Here is a 17,700-nt window from a genome sequence, read left to right as displayed (position 1 = left end):
CCCCCGGTAGACCTTCACGAGCGTGTCACCGCCGAACCGTGCCACCGCGCTTCGCCGCCTGACCGGCGGCCTCGCCGGAGCAGCCGTCGTCATCGCCGTCATCACGGTGCTGTCGCGGCTGGCCGGATTCGGGCGCACCTACGCGTTCTCCCAGACGGTCACCACGTCGTGCCTCAGCCAGGCGTACTTCACCTCGACGCAGTTCCCCAGCATCGTCTACGAGATCGTCGCGGGCGGCGCGCTCGCCGGCATGGTCGTGCCGGTCCTCGCGGGGCCCGCCGAACGCGGCGACCGTGAGCAGGTCCGCCACATCGCCTCGGCGCTGCTCACCTGGATCGTGCTGCTGATGGTGCCGCTGTCGGCGCTGATGGCGGTCGGCTCCCGCCCGATCATGGAGCTGCTCGTCGGCGGCGACCTGAAGGGCTGTTCGCGCGGCGACATCGTGGACGTCGGCTCCACCATGCTCGCGATCATGTCGGCGCAGATGGTGATGTACGGGGTCGCGGTCGTCCTGTACGGGCTGTTGCAGTCGCACCGCCGTTTCGTCGCGCCCGCGCTGGCGCCGCTGATGTCGAGCGTCGTGGTGATCGCCGCGTACGTCGTCTACGCGCCGCTCGGCCGCGGGTACGAGAACGACCTGGCGGGCCTGCCCCTGGACGCGGAGCTGACCCTGTCGATCGGGACCACGTTCGGCGGCGTCGCGATGGCGGTCACGGCCGGGATCGCCGCGTGGCGGCTGAGGCTCCGGCTGCGTCCCACGCTGCGCTTCCCGGACGGGGTGGCGCCACGCGTGCGGCGGCTCGCGGTCGCGGGCCTGGCGACCGTCGCGGCCCAGCAGGTGTCGGCGCTGCTGGTCGTCCGGCTCAGCTACGAGGGCACGGGCGGCGCGCTCGCCAACTACCAGTACGCGTGGGCGATCTACCTGCTGCCGTGGGCGATCCTCGCCGTGCCGATCGCGACGAGCGCGTTCCCGCTGCTGTCCGCCCGGATCGGCGCGGGGGAGAACGACCGGTTCGACCGGATCACCGCGTCCACGACCCGCGCGGTGATCCTGGTGTCGTGCGCGGGCGCGGCGGCGCTCGCGGCCGTCGCCGTCCCGATCGGCGCGGTGTTCAACCCCGGTCACCCGGACCAGCAGGAGGTGCTGTCCCACGCGGTGCTCGCGTTCGCGCCCGGGTTGATCGGATATGGGCTTATCGCGCATCTCGGCCGCGTCCTGTACGCCTGCCATCGCGGGCGGATGGGCGCCGCGGCGATCGTCACCGGCTGGCTCGTCGTGATGGTCGCGGACGTCGCGCTCGTGTGGACGGTCGACCGGCAGTGGGTCGTCGCGGCGCTCGGCGCGGGCAACGCCGCCGGGATGACCGTGGCGGGCGCGCTGCTGCTGGGAACGCTCCTGCGCGCCCGGGGCGCCGCGTCGGTGGCGGGGATCCCGCGGGCGCTGGCGGCGGGCCTGGCGGGCGGTGCGGCGGGCGGCGCCGCCGGATACGCTACGGCCGCGCTGCTCGGGACGGGCGGGCCCGGCGCGGCCGGGGAACTGCGCGACGTCGGCACCGGGCTGCTCGCCGCGGTCGCCGCCGCCGCGGTCTTCCTGGCCATCGCATTCGTGATCGACGGCCGTGACCTGCGGGCCGTCCTGAGCCGGAGGGTCACACGCCATGTCTGACAACAGGGATCTGGACGGGCTGCGTGTCGCGCTCGTCCTTGGCACGGTCGCGGGCGGCGTCGGGAAGCACGTCCGGTCCATCGCCGGTCGGCTGGCCGGTCGCGGCGCGCAGGTGGTGGTCTGCGGGCCCGCGTCGGCCGAGGAGCTGTTCGGATTCGCCGGCGCGGGTGACGGGCGCGTCCGGTTCGCCGAGGTCGACCTCGCGGACCGGCCCCGCCCGGCGCGTGACGCCAGGGCCGTGGCGCGGCTGCGGGGGCTGCTGCGCGGCGCCGACGTCGTCCACGCGCACGGGCTGCGGGCCGGTGCCCTGGCGGTGGCGGCGTGCGCGCGGATCGCGCCGGGGCCGCTGCGTTTCGCGGGGGGCGGGCCGCCGCTGGTCGTCACCCTGCACAACGCGCTCATCGCGGGCGGCCGGACGGCCGTCGTCCACGCCGGGCTGGAGCGGGTCGTGGCGCGCGGCGCGGCGCGCGTCCTCGCGGTGTCGCCCGACCTGGAGCGGCGGATGCGGGATCTCGGCGCCCGGTCGGTGGGGCACGCGATCATTCCGGCGCCGGCGCCGCAGGCCCCGCCGGGCCCGGCGGTCCGCGCCGACCTGCGGGCGGAGTTGGGCGTGGGGGAGCGGCCGCTGGTGCTCACGGTCGCGCGGCTCGCCGAGCAGAAGGGCCTGCCGACGCTGCTGGACGCGTCGCGCGCCTGGACGGGACGCACCCCGCCGCCGCTCGTCGCCATCGTCGGTGACGGTCCGCTGGAGGAGGAGCTGCGCGCCCGGATCGAGGCCGAGGACCTGCCCGTCCGGCTGCTCGGGCGCCGGTCGGACATCGCCGGGCTGCTGGCCGCGTCGGACGTGGCGGTCGTCCCGAGCGTGTGGGAGGGGCAGCCGCTGGTCGTCCAGGAGATCCTGCGTGCGGGACGGCCGCTCGTCGCCACCCGCGTCGGCGGGATTCCCGGCATGGTCGGCGCGGACGAGCGTCCCGCCGCCGCGGCCGGCGCGGGGCCGCTGTTGCAGGGTCCGGAGAGCGAGGCGGCGCTGCTGGTCCCGCCGGGTGATCCGGACGCGCTGGACCGCGCGGTGAGCCGCGTCCTGGACGATCCGGCGCTCGCGACCCGGCTGGCGTCGGCCGCCGCGCGGCGTTCGGCCCTGCTGCCCGGCGAGGACGACGCCGTGGACCAGCTCGCGGACGTCTATCGGGAACTGGTTCCCGCCCGCCGCTGACGAATTTCTCCAGGTGGGGAACCTGTGCCGACCCTTCCGCGTTGAAGGAGGTAATGGAGGGGAGTATCCCCACACACGGTTCCCGTCAATACGGTCGGTCCGTACCGACCCGGGTTCCGCGGCCCCGCAGGCGAGCACCCGTCGCCCGGGGCGGGAGAGACCTCCGGCGCTCTTCCGTGTCCGCTGGAGGTCACCGCCTTGTCCGTCTCACCCCTGGTCTGGGGGCTCACGATCGCGGCGATCCTCGCCGTCATCGCCGCCGACCTGTTCCTCATCCACCGCAACGACACGCGGGAGTTCACGACGCGGCGCGCCGCGTTCTGGTCGGCCGTCTACATCGGCCTCGCCGTGCTGTTCGGAGTCGGGGTCTGGCTGTTCGCCGGCGGGCGGTACGCCGGGGAGTACTTCGGCGGCTTCGTCACCGAGAAGAGCCTCAGCGTCGACAACCTGTTCGTGTTCATGGTGATCCTGGCCCGGTTCGCCGTGCCGAAGCACGCCCAGCACACCGTGCTGATGGCGGGCATCGTGATCGCGTTGCTGCTGCGCGGCCTGTTCATCGCGGTCGGCGCCGCGGCGATCTCCACGTTCACCTGGGTGTTCTTCATCTTCGGCGCGTTCCTCATCTGGACGGCGATCGGTCTCGTCCGCGGCGACGACGAGGACGAGTTCAAGGAGAACGCGCTGCTGCGGTGGGCCAAGCGGATCATCCCGACGTCCGAGGAGTACGACGGGTCCCGGTTCACCACGAGGCGTGGCGGGCGCCGGCACTTCACACCCCTCGCCATCGTCATGATCGCGATCGGGTCCACGGACGTGCTGTTCGCGCTGGACTCCATTCCCGCGATCTTCGGGCTGACCACCGAGCCGTACCTGGTGTTCACCGCCAACGCGTTCGCGCTGATGGGGCTCGTCCAGCTGTACTTCCTGCTCGGCGGGCTCACCGACCGCCTGGTCTACCTCGGGCACGGTCTGGCGTTCATCCTCGGCTTCATCGGCGTGAAGCTGGTCCTGCACGCGCTGCACGAGTACGGCGTCTCCTGGGCTCCGGACATCCCGATCTGGGTGTCCCTCGGAGTGATCGCCGGGACGCTCGCCGCGACCACGGTCGCCAGCCTCGCCGCCGGGAGGCGGACGCCCGCCGCCGGCACGTCGACCTCGAACGACGCCGTCGACGCCGCGGACGCGGACGCCGCCACGGACGCCGCCGCGACACGCGACGCGTGACCGCGTGAAGCGTGCCTTCCCATAACCGAATCCTGTTCTAGAATGTCGCTCAGCGGTGCGGGGAGGGAAGGGGCCTACGCATGGGCATGGGGCTGACCGAGGAACACGAGGCGCTCGCGGACGCGGTCCGCGGCTTCGCCGAGCGGCACATTCCGGCGACGACCGTCCGGGCGGCGATGGACGCGGACGAGGAGGCCCGGCCCGGGTTCTGGCCTGCCCTTGCGGGTCAGGGCCTGCTCGGGCTGCACCTCGGCGAGGAGCACGGCGGCCAGGGCTACGGTCTGTTGGAACTGGCGGTCGCGCTGGAGGAACTGGGCCGGGCCGCCGCGCCGGGCCCGTTCCTGCCGACCGTCCTCGCGAGCGCCGTGATCGACGCGTCCGGCGACGCGAAGGCGCGCGGGGAGCTGCTGCCCTCGCTCGCCGACGGGTCCGCGACCGGCGCCGTCGCGCTGGACGGGACGCTGACCGCCCGCGGCGACGGCGACGCGCTCGTCGTGTCCGGAACGGCGGAGACGGTCCTCGGCGCGGCGCTCGCCGACGTGATCGTGCTGCCGGTGGACGGCGGTGAGCGGTGGGTCGCCGTCGACGCCGCGGACGTCACGGTCACGCCCGTCGTGAGCCTGGACAGGACCCGCCGCGTCGCCGCGGTCGAGGCCGCCGATCTCACCGTCGCCGCCGACCGCGTGCTCGACGGCGTCCCCGCCGGGCGCGTCCGGGACATCGCCGCCGCCCTGTTCGGCGCCGAGGCGGCGGGCCTCGCCGGGTGGCTGGTGACGACAGCGGCCGAGTACGCGAAGGTCCGCGAGCAGTTCGGCCGTCCGATCGGGCAGTTCCAGGGCGTCAAGCACAAGGCCGCCCGCGCCCTCACCGCGCTGGAGCAGGCCCGCGCCGCCGCGTGGGACGCCGCCCGCGCCCTGGACGAGGACGCCCCCGACGCCGGTTTCGCGGCCGCGGTCGCCGCCGTCGTCGCCGCCGACGCGGGCGTGCGGACCGCTCGCGACGCCATCCAGATCCTCGGCGGCATCGGCTTCACCTGGGAGCACGACGCGCACATCTACCTGCGCCGCGCCATGACGCTGCGGTCACTGCTCGGACCGTCCGCGGACTGGGCGGCCAGGGTCGCGGCGCTCGCGCTGGACGGCGGCCGCCGCGAGGTCGTCCTGGAACTGGACGATGAGTTCCGGCCGCTCCGCGAGCGCGTCCGCGCCGAGATCGCGGCGTTGGCCGCCATCGACGACAAGGCCGAGTTGCACCGGAGACTGGGCGACGAGGGGTGGACCGCTCCGCACCTGCCCGAGCCGTGGGGTCGGGCGGCCGGGCCCGTCGAGCAGATCCTCATCCAGCAGGAACTGAAGGCCGCCGGGATCAAGGGACCGAACCTGGCGATCGGTCGGTGGCTGGTCCCCTCCCTCGTCCGGTACGGGACCGAAGAGCAGAAGGAGACGTTCCTGCGCCCGACCCTGCGCGGGAACATCACCTGGTGCCAGCTGTTCTCCGAGCCCGGCGCGGGATCCGACCTCGCGTCACTGGCGATGCGGGCCGAGCGGGTCGACGGCGGCTGGCGGCTCACCGGCCAGAAGATCTGGACGTCGTTCGCCCAGCATGCCGAGTGGGGCTTCTGCATCGCCCGGACCGACCCGCGCGCCCCCAAGCACGACGGCATCACCTACTTCCTGGTCGACATGAGGTCCCCGGGGGTGGACGTCCGGCCGCTGCGCGAGCTGACCGGAGACGCCCTGTTCAACGAGGTGTTCCTCGACGGTGTGTTCGTCCCGGACGACCGCGTCGTCGGCGAGGTGAACAAGGGCTGGGAGGTCGCGCGGCACACTCTGTCCAACGAGCGGGTGTCGCTGTCGACCGGCGGCGCGCTGGGCATGGGCGTTCCCGAGCTGCTGAAGTTCCTCCGGGGCCGCGACCTCGACGCCGTCGCGATGGTCGACGCGGGCGGGCTCGTGGCCCGCGGCCAGGCGATCGACCTGCTCGCGCTGCGCACCACGCTCAAGCGGCTGAGCGGCATGGAGCCGGGCGCGGAGGCCAGCGTCCGCAAACTCCTCGGCGTGCAGTTCAACCAGGACGTCGCCGACCACTGCTGGGCCGCGCAGGGCGTCGCCGCCGCGACCGAGGTGCCGCTCGCCGAGAGCGGCGTATTGGCACGTGCCACGCTGTTCAGCCGCGCGATGACCATCTACGGCGGCACCACCGAGGTCCAGCTCAACATCATCGCCGAGCGCCTCCTCGGCCTGCCCCGCGACCCCGAGCCGGGCGGGTGAGCGGTCAGCGCGGCCGGAACGTGTAGGTGACGTTCACCAGGACGATCGCCAGCAACGCGAACATCAGGCCCGGCAGACCCGCGTTGACGACGGCGATGGCGCTCAGCGGGATGGCGGCCAGCAGCGACACCACCGCCATCGCGAGGCTGTGGTCCTGCCGGCCGCGTGCGGGCTCCGCCGCCGGACGGGCCCGGGGCGCGGCCGCGGGGGTACGCGTGTCGAGGGCCTCCTGGATGCGGTCCACGACCGTCTCGATGAAGGCGTCGTCGTAGTCGGGGCCGAGCTCCCGCCTGGCCGCCATCGCCGCGGTCAGATCCTCGCGCGGCAGTCGTGGCATCGTCATGATTTCGTTTATAGGCGAACGTGCCCCCGGAACGCCTCATCCACCGGAACGAACCCTCATGTACCCCGTAGGTAGCAACGCCGGGACGGGCGGTACACCGTCAGATGGCGTGTAGCAGGTGAAGTGGGTCAGGTGAAGTGGATGGTCCGCAGCTTGTCGGCGGCGTCGCGGTCCAGGACGGTGACGCCGGACGCGGGCGGGAGCGGGTCGCCGCCACGGGCGCGGTCGACGAGCGGCTGCCAGCGGCGGCAGTGCCGGGCGAACGTCGCGGCGGTGACGACGCGGCCGCGGGCGATCTGCCCGGCGCGGGCGGTGGACGGGTCCACGTCGAGAAGGATGAGGTGGAGCCGGTTGCCGCGCCGCCGGGTCAGCCACGCGAAGAAGTGCAGGATGTGCGGCCAGGTGCCGCGGGTGTGCGCGACGACGCCGTGGCCCGCGATGATCGCGCGGGCGATCCGCCACACATGGGTGGTGTGGATGAGCGGCGTGCGGACCCGCGCGGGCAGGAAGCGCAGGCCCCGGGACCACCAGTTGCGGGCCTGGCGGGAGTCGATCACCCGGACGTCGCCCGCCGGGACGGGGAGCGTCTCGTCCCCGTCCAGGTCGTACAGGCGGTCGAGGAGGGTCGTCTTGCCCGCCCCCGGAAGCCCGGCGACGAGGACCAGGGAGCCCGCCGGGTAACTCAAGACAGGTCCCGGGTCCACCGCTTGGAGTTCGTGGATGGTCTTCTCCTGGTATCGGCCCGAAGTGTGGTTGAAGCAACGAACACCCGTGACCCGATGTTCCGTACGGGAGGCGGGGATCACCAACCGCGCGAGCGCCATTCGGGAAGCGAGGGACGCTCGCGACCGAGCGTGGAGTCCTTGCCGTGACCCGGGTAGAACCAGGTGGCGTCCGGGAGCCGGTCGAAGACGCGTTCCTCGACGTCCGAGAGCAACCGCGTGAAACGCGTCGGGTCGCCCCACGTGTTGCCGACGCCGCCGGGGAACAGGCTGTCGCCGGTGAACAGGTGCGGACGGTCGGCCAGTTCGCCCCCGGCGTCGTACAGCAGCGCGATCGAGCCGGGCGTGTGGCCGCGCAGGTGGATGACCTCCAGGGTCGCGTCGCCCACCTGGACGGTGTCGCCGTGCTCGACCGGCTCGGCGACCGGCTCGGGCAGCGCCTCGGCGTCGCGGGGATGGGCCACGACGGGCGCGCTGGTGGCGCGGACCACCTCGCTCAGCGCCTTCCAGTGGTCCTGGTGGCGGTGCGTGGTGACGATCCGCGCGAGCGGCCCGTCCCCGATCAGTTCCAGCAGGCGGGACGCCTCGTTGGCCGCGTCGATGAGCAGCTGCTCGCCGGTGGCGGCGCAGCGCAGGATGTAGGCGTTGTTGTCGTACGGGCCGACCGCCACCTTCGTGACCGTCAGGCCGGGCAGTTCCCGGACGTCGGGACGGCCGCCGACGTCGACGTTGCCGGTGTAGGTCAAGGAGTCCTCCCGTCGATCGTTGCGCTGACCATCTTCCAGCATCGGCCACCGTGATCTCCGCGAGATCCGGTACGAGGGCCGAATGAGTCACCAGACGCAGCCGAACCGTGCGCTCGTGGACGGACACGTCCGACTTGTGGGCGCACCATGGTCATTGGAAGATCAGGTGAGTGAGGACGGTGAAGGGTTGGTTACCTCATTCCGCCCCGGACCGGACAGGGAGACGCCGGAGGACATCCTCGGGCACGCCTGCACCCTGGTCCGGCTCTGCGGCCGGGACTCGGCCATCGCGGCGGTGTTCCTCGCCCTGGTCCTGGCCGGGACCGTGTCCCGGCTGGCGGCGGGCGTCCCCGGCCTCGCGGCGCTGGCGCTGCTCCCCGTGCTGGCCACGGCGTTCGTGATCTCGGCGTCGTACGCGGTCCGGTCGCGGCGGACGCTGGTGTCGGTGCTCGCCGAGGTCCGCGGCCGCACCGGCTCCCCGGTCGACCCGGGCGTGCCGTGGACGCCGTTCGGGTCCGCGGTCGCGCTGGACGACCGGGTCCGCGACGGGGAGCTGCGGCGGCTGCTGTCGGCGGCGCACCGCTGCGGCGAGCTGTCCTGGCAGGCCGTCGCGTGGGCGGCGGCCACCTCGGTGCTGTTCCTGTTCTGGACGCTGGCGGCGGCGATGGCGGGAGGGTGACCGGGTGATCGACGACGTGCTCTCCGGCGGGACGGCCCCCCACGCCACCCGGTTCAGCCTGGACGTCCGGCGCGGCAGCTTCTGGGAGCGGCTCGCCCCCACCGACCGGCAGGCCCTGCGCGCCATGGGGCGGCGCACCGACATCCCGCCCGGCGGGATGCTGTGCCACCAGGGGTCGGTCGCGCCCGCCGTGTACGTGGTGTTCAAGGCGTCGCCGCGCGCCGCGAGCAACGCGGTCGCCAAGGAGTTCGTCGACTCCAGCGACGGCGACGAGTCGATCATCGACCTGTTCGGGGCCGGGGACATCGTCGGCGTCCTCGGCCCGTGGGGGCATCCGCAGCGCGGCACGGTCGCCGCGCTCGACCATGTCGCGGCGCTGCGCGTCGACCGCCGCAAGTTCCGCAGCCTGCTCGCGGCCAGCCCGCAGGTCGCCGAGGCGATGATGCACGCCATCTCCGAGAGCGTCACCTACGGCGGGCGCCGGCACGCCGTCCGGGCCGCCGACCATCCACAGCGCCTCGCCTATCACCTGCTGGAGCTGGCGCACCGGTTCGGCGAGCCCGCCCCCGGGCAGGGGACGCGAATCCCGCTGAAGCTCAGCCAGGCGGAGCTGGCGAACTGGTCGGGCATCTCGCGGGAGACGCTGGTGCGATGGTTCCGGCTGTGGCGCGCCCGCGGGATCCTCGACAGCAGGCCGCGGCCGCTGACCGTCCTCGACACCGAACGGCTGCGCCGCGCCGCGAGCCCCTGGGGCGACGAGTGGCCCGCCGCCGAACGCGAACCCGGTCGGGAACGGCCCGAACCCACGACCGGCGCCGGGATCGCGGCGCGCGAACCGGTCCGCCTCCAGAGCCCGCCGCAGGTTCTGCTGCCCGCCGACAACCCCTACTTCGCGGGCCGGGCCGTCAGCCTCGGCAAGCTGGACCTGCTGGTGGGCCAGTCCGAATGGCCGCGCGCCGTGATCGTCCAGGGCATGGCCGGCGTCGGGAAGACGACGCTGGCGCTGCACTGGGCGCACCGGGTCGTCGACCGGTTCCCGGACGGCGTCCTGTTCGCCGACCTGCGCGGCACCCGCCGCAACCCCGTCACCCCGGCGGAGGCGATGGGGCAGGTGCTGCGCGCCGCGGGCGTGCCCGGCGACCAGCTGCCCCGGGCCGCCGCGGAGCTGGAGGCGCAGTGCCGGTCGCTGCTGGCCGACCGGCGGATGCTGCTGATCCTCGACAACGCCTCACGGCCCGAGCAGATCCGGCCGCTGCTGGCCGCTGCGACGTCCGGGCTGGTGGTCGTCACGAGCCGGCGGCGGCTGCCGGCGCTCCTGGAGGGCGCCGACATCCGGACGCTGGAACTGCGGGAGATGGCGACGCAGGAGGCCGTCGACCTCATCGCGGGCGTGCTCGGGCCGGGCGACGCCCGCGTCCGCGACGAGCACCGGGCGATCGAGCGGCTCGCCCGCGAGTGCGGGCACCTGCCGCTGGCGCTCGGCGTCATGGCGGGACGGCTCGCCGAGAACCCCGGCGAGTCCATCGCCGCGACCGTCCGGGAGCTGGCGGCGCGGGACGCGCAGGACGCGCCGCCGTACGGGCCGGGCCTGACGGGCGCGGGGCTGAGCGAGGGCGCGGCGCACGGCGCGTCCGGGCCGGGCCTGCAGGCCGTGCTCAGCCCGACGTTCGACGTCGCCTACCGCAGCCTGCGCGGCGACCAGCGGGAGGCGTTCCGCAGGCTCGGCCTCGTCACCGGCCCCGACTTCACGCCCGCCGCGCTCGCCGCCCTCCAGGACCGCACGGTCGCCGACGCCCGCGAATGCCTGGAGGGCCTCCGGCAGGCCTACCTCGTCCAGGACGTCGGGCCCGGCCGCTACCGGATGCACGACCTGCTGCGCGACTTCGCCCGCGAGCGCGGGCTGCGGGAGGACTCCGACGGCGAGCTGCTGACGGCGCAGCGGCGGCTGCTGGCCGGCTACCTCGCCGAGGCCCGCGCGGCCGGGGCGGCGCTGGCGGTGCGGCCCCGGCCCGCCGTGCACCGGGGGGAGGCGCGCAGCCGCCCGGCGGGCGCCGCCGAGCGCGCCACCGGGCTCGCCTGGTTCGAGTCCGAGCGCCGCAACCTCGTCGCCGCCGTCCACCAGGCCGCCCGGCTCGGCCTGCACCGCACGTGCTGGGAACTCGCCGACGCCCTCTTCGACTTCCAGGAGTTCCGGCGCTACAGCGAGGACAACATCGCCGTGCACCAGGCGGGCCTGCACGCCGCCCGCGCCGAGGAGGACTGGGCGGCGGCCGCCGTCATGCTGCACAACCTCGCCACGGCGCACTTCGAGCTCGGCGACTCCGTGCAGGCCATCGGGTACGGGGAGGACGCCCGGCGCGGGTTCCGGGCCGTCGACCCGCCCGACCGGTACGGGGAGGCCGTCACCCTCGCCACCCTCGCCGACGTGCACCTGGCGCTCGGCCGCTACCTGACGGGGATCGAACGTGCGCGCCGCTCCCTGGCCATCCACGCGAACCTGCGCGAGGAGGCGGAAGGCGGGGGCGGCGGCGCGGACGCCGGGATCGCCCGAGGCCACGACACCCTCGCCCGGGCCCACCTGGGCCTCGGCGACTACGAGCGGGCGCTGGACCACGCGGCCGAGGCGCTCGGCGTTCGGCGCCGGATCGACGACCAGCCGGGCGTGGCCGAGACCCTTCTCACGGTCGCGCAGGTGCACCGGCGGCAGGGCAGCGTCCACGAGGCGGTCTCGCACGCGCTGGAGGCCCTCTACATCCGGCAGGAACTCGCCGACATGCACGGCGCCGCGCAGGCCCTGACGGAGCTGGCGCGGATGAACGCCGTGCTCGGCCTGCGCGACATGGCCCGCAAGGACGCCGAACAGGCCCTGCGCACCTACCGGGCCCTCGGCGCGCGCCACGGCGAGGCCCGGGCGCTCACCACGCTCGGCATGCTGATGTGCGACGCCGCGAACTTCGTGGAGGCCTTCACCTACTGCGGTCAGGCGCTGCGCCTGCACCGCGACACCAGCGACCGGCACGGCGAGGCGGAGGCCCTCGCCCAGATCGGGATCGTCCACTGGCGCCTTGGCCGGTACCGGGAGTCGCGCGAGCATCTGCTGCGGGCCCTGGAGATCCGCCGCGAGATCGGCGACCAGCACGGCGAGGCCCACGACCTGGAGCACCTGTCGGTCGTCATGCGCCGCCTCGGCCGCCACCAGGAGGCGTTCGTCCTCGGCCTGGAGGCCCTCGACCTGTGGCACCGGCTCGGCGCGCAGGGCGGCATGGCCGGGACGCTCGGCAGCCTCGCCCGCACCTACTCGCGGCTCGGCCTGCCCGAGGACGCCGAACGCGCCGCGCGGCAGGCGCTGCGCATCCGCGAGGACAGTGGCGACTGGTACGGCCTCGGCGTCGGGAAGGACACCCTCGCCGCCGTGCTCCGCCGCGCCGGCCGCCCGCAGGAGGCCCTGGCACGGGAGTTGGAGGCCCTGCGCTACCTCGGCGAGGTCGGCGACCGGCACTCCGAGGGCACCGCGCTGGTCCATCTGGCCGCCATCCACCTCGACCTCGGCCACGCCGACGAGGCCCTGGAGACCGGACGGCGCGCCCTCGACCTCGCCACCGAACTCGGCGACACCCGCGAGCAGGCGTACGCCCTGCACACCATGGCCCGCGCGTCGCAGCTGCTCGGCAAGCACGCCCGCGCGGTCGAGCACGTCAACGCCGAGATCGTCACCCGCCGCGACATGGACGACCAGCGAGGACTGCGGCGGGCCCTGGAACTGCTGCGCGACTCCCATCTCGCGCTCGGCGACCGGGACGCGGCCGACGACTGCGTCCGCCGCGTCCGCGCCCTCGACAGCTGGCTCGCATCGGATCGATCCCTCGACATGTGACACACGACCCCTGACAAAGACCCCGAGATGTGGCATAAGACGTAGTCCATCGACGCAGCGCCGCGTTCACTGGACCCTGGCGGCGAGGAGGCGAGATGGAGAGCACGCGGTTCTGGGACGCGCTGCCCGTCCGCGCCCGGGACGCACTGCTGCGGGCGGGCGCCCCGGTGGTGATCAGACCCGGCGCGTTCCTGATGCGCGAGCACACCCGCGCGTCGCAGGTGTTCGTGCTGCGCTCCGGCGCGGTGCGGGTGTGGGCGGACCGCGCCGGCGACATGGCCGTCCTCGACGTCCTCGGACCCGGCGACCTGGTGGGGGAGCTGGAGGCCGCGGACGGCGGCGTCCGGCACGCCAACGTCGAGGCGCTGACCCGGGTGGAGGCGCTCGTGCTGCCCGCCGCGCGGTTCCGGCACGTCCTGGACGGCCATCCAGGCGCGGTGTGGGCCGTCGCCGCCGTCCTCGCCGAGCGGCTGCGCGACTCCAACGACCTGCGGACCGCGCACTTCCCCGACGACCCCGAACGCCGCCTCGCGACCCGGCTGCTGCGCCTGGCGTCGCGGTTCGGCTCTCCCGTCAAGGCGGAGCGGCCGGACGCCGTGACCGACGAGGGCGGCGTCCAGATCCAGGTGCCCCTCTCCCAGCAGGACCTCGGACGCTGGGCCGGGATGGGCCGCCGCAAGGTCGCGCAGATCCTCGCCGCCGAACCCGTCCGCGGCGGGATCACCGTCGCCCGCAACGCGATCGTCGTCCGCTCGGTGGACGCCCTGCACCGCCTCGCGGGCGACGACTGACAGTACGGCGGGGGAGGGCGGGGGGTCAGAACCCGGTGGGCTCGTGCGGCCACGGCGGCGGCACGGGCAGCGGGCCGTCCGGGCGCAGGGACACGCCCACGCCGTCGCTGCGGCCGCTCAGCCAGCCGAGCAGCGCCCGCCCCGACCCGGACGCCTCCGGTCCGCCGGGCGTCCAGCCGAGGTCGGCGGACTCGCCGTAGTCGGTGGCGGTGATCCGGAGCCCGTCCAGCTCGCCGCGCCTGCCCTCCGGCAGCGCCGCGATGTCGGTCAGGGTGCTGCCCAGCGCCCACCGGACGTAGGGCTCGGGCCAGTCGGCGGGCCCGTACCCGGCGGCGAGGTCGACATGGTGCGCCTCCACCTCGTGCCAGCGTCGGTACAGCGTGTACCAGGCGGGGTGCGGCCAGCCCAACATGGACTTCACCGGCACGTTCCAGGTCTCCTCGGGCAGCGCCCGCGCCGCCTCGACGAACCGCGCCGCGGTCGCGCGGACGTCCTCGGCCAGCTCGTCACGGCTCCGCCCGGCGCCCGCGTCCAGGTCGGCGTTGCGGGCGTCCAGGCTCGGGTACTGCGGGATCTCCACGCCCGTCCGCGCCGATTCGAGCAGGTTCCACAGCGAGTCGGCGTTGCGGGCGATGTGCGTGGCCACGTGGCCGCGGCTCCATCCGGGCAGCCCGGACGGGGCGCGCATGTCCTGGTCACCGAGCCCCGACAGCGTGCCGACGATTCGCTCCACGCCCGCCTCCAGCTCATCGATGACCTCACGCCAGTCCATGCGCTCCTCCTCGACGCCGTGGGGCCTCCATCCTGTCGCACGCGCCCGCGGCGTGCCACAGACGGTCCGGGTGTTCCGGTGGCAAGTGGTGTTCGAACACGTGTACGGTGCGAGAGTGCCGTCCGGACGGGCGGGAGCATCGTGAAATGCGGCGGCGAGCGCCGCTGTTATGGCCTTGGGGATTCCGGCAGGGGGATTCTGTCGCACCCCCTGGCTAGCCTTGAGACGGATCTGTCTCTCCCCATCGCCGCGCCCCAGAAGAGGAACCGGAACAACGCCGTGCATGACCGACTCATCGTGCGTGGAGCACGCGAGCACAACCTGAAGGACGTCTCGCTCGACCTCCCGCGGGACTCCCTGATCGTGTTCACCGGTCTGTCGGGTTCCGGGAAGTCGAGCCTGGCCTTCGACACGATCTTCGCGGAGGGCCAGCGGCGCTACGTGGAGTCGCTGTCGGCCTACGCCCGCCAGTTCCTCGGCCAGATGGACAAGCCCGACGTCGACTTCATCGAGGGCCTGTCCCCGGCGGTGTCGATCGACCAGAAGTCGACCAGCAAGAACCCGCGGTCCACGGTCGGGACGATCACTGAGGTGTACGACTACCTGCGGTTGCTCTACGCGCGGATCGGGCACCCGCACTGCCCCGACTGCGGCCGGCCGATCAGCAGGCAGGCGCCGCAGCAGATCGTCGACCGGGTGCTGGAGCTGGAGCCCGGCACCCGCTTCCAGGTGCTCGCGCCCGTGATCCGCGGGCGCAAGGGCGAGTACCTGGAGCTGTTCCGCGAGCTCCAGGCCAAGGGATACTCGCGGGCCCTGGTCGACGGTCGGATGGTCCGCCTGGACGACCCGCCCAAGCTGAAGAAGCAGGAGAAGCACGACATCTCCGTCGTGGTCGACCGGCTCTCGGTGAAGGACTCGGCGCGGCAGCGGCTCGCCGACTCGGTGGAGACCGCGCTCGGGCTCGCGGGCGGCACGATCGTCCTCGACTTCGTCGACCTGCCGGAGGACGACGAGCACCGCACCCGGATGTACTCCGAGCATCTCTACTGCCCCTACGACGACCTGTCGTTCGAGGAGCTGGAGCCGCGGTCGTTCTCGTTCAACTCGCCCTACGGCGCCTGCCCCGACTGCACCGGCCTCGGCACCCGCATGGAGGTCGACCCGGAACTCCTCGTCCCCGACATGGAGCTGACCCTCGGCGAGGGGGCGATCCAGCCGTGGTCGAACGGCCACGTGAGCGACTACTTCCTGCGGCTGCTGTCCGCCCTCGGCGACGCGATGGGCTTCGACCTCAATACGCCTTGGGAGAAGCTGCCCGCCAAGGCCCGCAAGGCAATCCTGAACGGGCACGAGACCCAGGTCCACGTGCGGTACAAGAACCGCTACGGCCGGACGCGCTCGTACTACACGGCCTACGAGGGCGTGATCCCCTACATCCAGCGGCGGCACGCCGAGTCCGAGAGCGACTCCAGCCGGGAGCGGTACGAGGGCTACATGCGGGAGATCCCGTGCCCGACGTGCCAGGGCGCCCGGCTGAAGCCGGTGGTGCTCGCCGTCACCATGGGCGGACGGTCGATCGCCGAGGTCGCGGCGATGCCGATCGGGGAGGCCGCGAAGTTCCTGCTGGCGATGGAGCTGAACGAGCGGGAGCGGCACATCGCCGAACGCGTCCTCAAGGAGATCAACGCCCGGCTCGGCTTCCTGCTGGACGTCGGCCTCGACTACCTCACCCTCGACCGGGCGTCCGCGACGCTCGCGGGCGGTGAGGCGCAGCGCATCCGGCTGGCGACGCAGATCGGCTCCGGGCTCGTCGGCGTCCTGTACGTGCTGGACGAGCCGTCCATCGGCCTGCACCAGCGCGACAACCACCGGCTGCTGGAGACGCTGCTCCGGCTCCGCGACATGGGCAACACGCTGATCGTCGTCGAGCACGACGAGGACACCATCGCCGCCGCCGACTGGATCGTCGACATCGGCCCCCGCGCCGGTGAGCACGGCGGCGAGATCGTCGTGTCCGGCACCGTCGAGGACCTGAAGAACTCCGAGCGCTCCCTCACCGGGGCCTACCTGGCGGGACGCCGCGAGATCGCCGTCCCGGAGATCCGCCGTCCCCGGACGCGGGGCCGCGAGGTCACCGTCAAGGGCGCCCAGCAGAACAACCTCCGCGACGTGGACGTGTCGTTCCCCCTCGGCGTCCTCACCGCCGTGACCGGCGTGTCGGGGTCCGGCAAGTCCACGCTCGTCAACGACATCCTCTACAACGCGCTCGCCAAGAAGCTGAACGGGGCGAGGACCGTCCCCGGCAAGCACAAGCGCGTCAACGGCATCGACCACCTCGACAAGGTCGTCCACGTCGACCAGTCGCCGATCGGCCGCACGCCGCGCTCGAACCCGGCGACCTACACCGGCGTGTTCGACCACATCCGGAAGCTGTTCGCGCAGACCACTGAGGCGAAGGTGCGCGGCTACCAGCCGGGCCGCTTCTCCTTCAACGTCAAGGGCGGACGCTGCGAGAACTGTTCCGGCGACGGCACCATCAAGATCGAGATGAACTTCCTGCCGGACGTCTACGTCCCCTGCGAGGTCTGCCACGGCGCCCGCTACAACCGGGAGACCCTGGAGGTCCACTACAAGGGCAAGACGATCTCCGAGGTGCTCGACATGCCGATCGAGCAGGCCACGACGTTCTTCGAGCCGGTCACGGCGATCCACCGGCATCTGAAGACGCTGAACGACGTCGGGCTCGGCTACGTCCGGCTCGGCCAGCCCGCCCCGACCCTGTCGGGCGGTGAGGCCCAGCGCGTCAAACTGGCGTCCGAGCTGCAGAAACGCTCCACCGGCCGGACCGTGTACGTGTTGGACGAGCCGACCACCGGCTTGCACTTCGAGGACATCCGCAGGCTTCTCGGCGTCCTGAACGGGCTGGTCGACAAGGGCAACACGGTGATCGTCATCGAGCACAACCTGGACGTCATCAAAACCGCCGACTGGATCATCGATATGGGTCCCGAGGGAGGCTCCCGGGGCGGTACCGTCGTGGCCGCGGGCACGCCCGAGGACATCGCCGAGGTGGAGGCCAGCCACACCGGCACGTTCCTCGGCAAGATCCTCTCGTGACCCCCGTGGGTCCGGGCGGAGAAACGCCCGCGGTTCGCCGGACCGCCGCTCCGCCGGGCGCGTGCGGTGAAGAGAGAGTGAAGAGAGCAGGACAAAGGCGCCGATAGGCCCCTCCCTCCTCGAGAGGGGACCGGTCTGACCCCGGGCATCTGGGAGAACCCGCGGGTCGGCCGCTGATCCCGGAGGCCCTCCCGAGGGAAGGGGGAGGGCCTCCGGGACGGACGCCTCGCTTTCCGGCGCCCGGCCGTTCGGGCGGCTTCCGCCTTCCCGGGCGGGTCGGCGC

At 73.4% G+C, this 17,700-nt stretch carries 12 protein-coding genes; 8 read left to right on the top strand and 4 right to left on the bottom strand.

Features of this window, described 5'->3' with window-relative positions; all coding sequences use genetic code 11:
• Positions 1–22 precede the first annotated feature (22 nt).
• The 4 genes from murJ (at position 23) to D0T12_RS18035 (ending at position 6,373) form a co-directional block, all read left to right on the top strand.
• A complete protein-coding gene (gene murJ, locus D0T12_RS18050; RefSeq protein WP_117400761.1) occupies positions 23–1,666 on the top strand; it encodes a murein biosynthesis integral membrane protein MurJ in 1,644 nt (547 codons plus the stop codon).
• Positions 1,659–2,879, top strand: a complete 1,221-nt coding sequence (locus D0T12_RS18045; protein ID WP_199487523.1) for a glycosyltransferase family 4 protein — start codon at positions 1,659–1,661, stop codon at positions 2,877–2,879. Before murJ ends, D0T12_RS18045 begins: the two co-directional genes overlap by 8 nt.
• A 198-nt stretch (positions 2,880–3,077) precedes the next feature.
• A complete protein-coding gene (locus tag D0T12_RS18040) occupies positions 3,078–4,103 on the top strand; it encodes a TerC/Alx family metal homeostasis membrane protein (RefSeq protein ID WP_117400760.1) in 1,026 nt (341 codons plus the stop codon).
• Positions 4,104–4,183: 80 nt separating this feature from the next.
• Positions 4,184–6,373: an acyl-CoA dehydrogenase gene (locus D0T12_RS18035; protein WP_117400759.1), complete on the top strand. Its 2,190-nt coding sequence runs from the start codon at positions 4,184–4,186 to the stop codon at positions 6,371–6,373.
• Positions 6,374–6,377: 4 nt separating this feature from the next.
• Here D0T12_RS18035 and D0T12_RS18030 read toward each other — a convergent pair whose 3' ends face one another.
• From D0T12_RS18030 to D0T12_RS18020, 3 genes are all read right to left on the bottom strand, one after another.
• Positions 6,378–6,716, bottom strand: a complete 339-nt coding sequence (locus tag D0T12_RS18030; RefSeq protein WP_117400758.1) for a hypothetical protein — start codon at positions 6,714–6,716, stop codon at positions 6,378–6,380.
• Between the two features lie 128 nt (positions 6,717–6,844).
• Positions 6,845–7,402: an ATP-binding protein gene (locus D0T12_RS18025; RefSeq protein ID WP_233526145.1), complete on the bottom strand. Its 558-nt coding sequence runs from the start codon at positions 7,400–7,402 to the stop codon at positions 6,845–6,847.
• A gap of 116 nt (positions 7,403–7,518) precedes the next feature.
• Complete coding sequence (locus D0T12_RS18020; protein WP_117401093.1) at positions 7,519–8,184, bottom strand: MBL fold metallo-hydrolase; 666 nt, start codon at positions 8,182–8,184, stop codon at positions 7,519–7,521.
• A gap of 187 nt (positions 8,185–8,371) precedes the next feature.
• On the opposite strand from D0T12_RS18020, the gene D0T12_RS18015 reads away from it, so the two are divergent.
• The 3 genes from D0T12_RS18015 (at position 8,372) to D0T12_RS18005 (ending at position 13,528) form a co-directional block, all read left to right on the top strand.
• Positions 8,372–8,863, top strand: a complete 492-nt coding sequence (locus D0T12_RS18015) for a hypothetical protein (RefSeq protein WP_147339538.1) — start codon at positions 8,372–8,374, stop codon at positions 8,861–8,863.
• 4 nt (positions 8,864–8,867) lie between these two features.
• The gene (locus D0T12_RS18010; RefSeq protein ID WP_117400756.1) at positions 8,868–12,737 is read left to right on the top strand and encodes a tetratricopeptide repeat protein; all 3,870 of its coding nucleotides are present in this window, start codon (positions 8,868–8,870) and stop codon (positions 12,735–12,737) included.
• 95 nt (positions 12,738–12,832) lie between these two features.
• Positions 12,833–13,528 (top strand): Crp/Fnr family transcriptional regulator, encoded by a 696-nt coding sequence (locus tag D0T12_RS18005; RefSeq protein ID WP_117400755.1) that lies wholly within the window; start codon positions 12,833–12,835, stop codon positions 13,526–13,528.
• 25 nt (positions 13,529–13,553) lie between these two features.
• Here the strand turns inward: D0T12_RS18005 and D0T12_RS18000 are convergent, their stop codons facing one another.
• The gene (locus tag D0T12_RS18000; protein ID WP_158581525.1) at positions 13,554–14,300 is read right to left on the bottom strand and encodes a maleylpyruvate isomerase family mycothiol-dependent enzyme; all 747 of its coding nucleotides are present in this window, start codon (positions 14,298–14,300) and stop codon (positions 13,554–13,556) included.
• Between the two features lie 279 nt (positions 14,301–14,579).
• Here D0T12_RS18000 and uvrA point away from each other — a divergent pair, with 279 nt between their 5' ends.
• On the top strand, positions 14,580–17,417 hold the full coding sequence (gene uvrA, locus D0T12_RS17995) for an excinuclease ABC subunit UvrA (RefSeq protein WP_117400753.1): 2,838 nt from the start codon (positions 14,580–14,582) through the stop codon (positions 17,415–17,417).
• Positions 17,418–17,700: the final 283 nt, after the last annotated feature.

Origin of the sequence: Actinomadura spongiicola (genome assembly GCF_003432485.1) — a bacterium.
GTDB lineage: Bacteria > Actinomycetota > Actinomycetes > Streptosporangiales > Streptosporangiaceae > Spirillospora > Spirillospora spongiicola.
This window is presented reverse-complemented; position numbering and strand designations above follow the sequence as displayed.

Bases quoted from the DNA above. Each gene is read 5' to 3' on its own strand.
- D0T12_RS18045 (WP_199487523.1), top strand. From the start codon at position 1,659: ATGTCTGACAACAGGGATCTGGACGGGCTGCGTGTCGCGCTCGTCCTT.
- D0T12_RS18000 (WP_158581525.1), bottom strand. From the start codon at position 14,300: ATGGACTGGCGTGAGGTCATCGATGAGCTGGAGGCGGGCGTGGAGCGA.
- D0T12_RS18035 (WP_117400759.1), top strand. From the start codon at position 4,184: ATGGGCATGGGGCTGACCGAGGAACACGAGGCGCTCGCGGACGCGGTC.
- D0T12_RS18005 (WP_117400755.1), top strand. From the start codon at position 12,833: ATGGAGAGCACGCGGTTCTGGGACGCGCTGCCCGTCCGCGCCCGGGAC.
- D0T12_RS18030 (WP_117400758.1), bottom strand. From the start codon at position 6,716: ATGACGATGCCACGACTGCCGCGCGAGGATCTGACCGCGGCGATGGCG.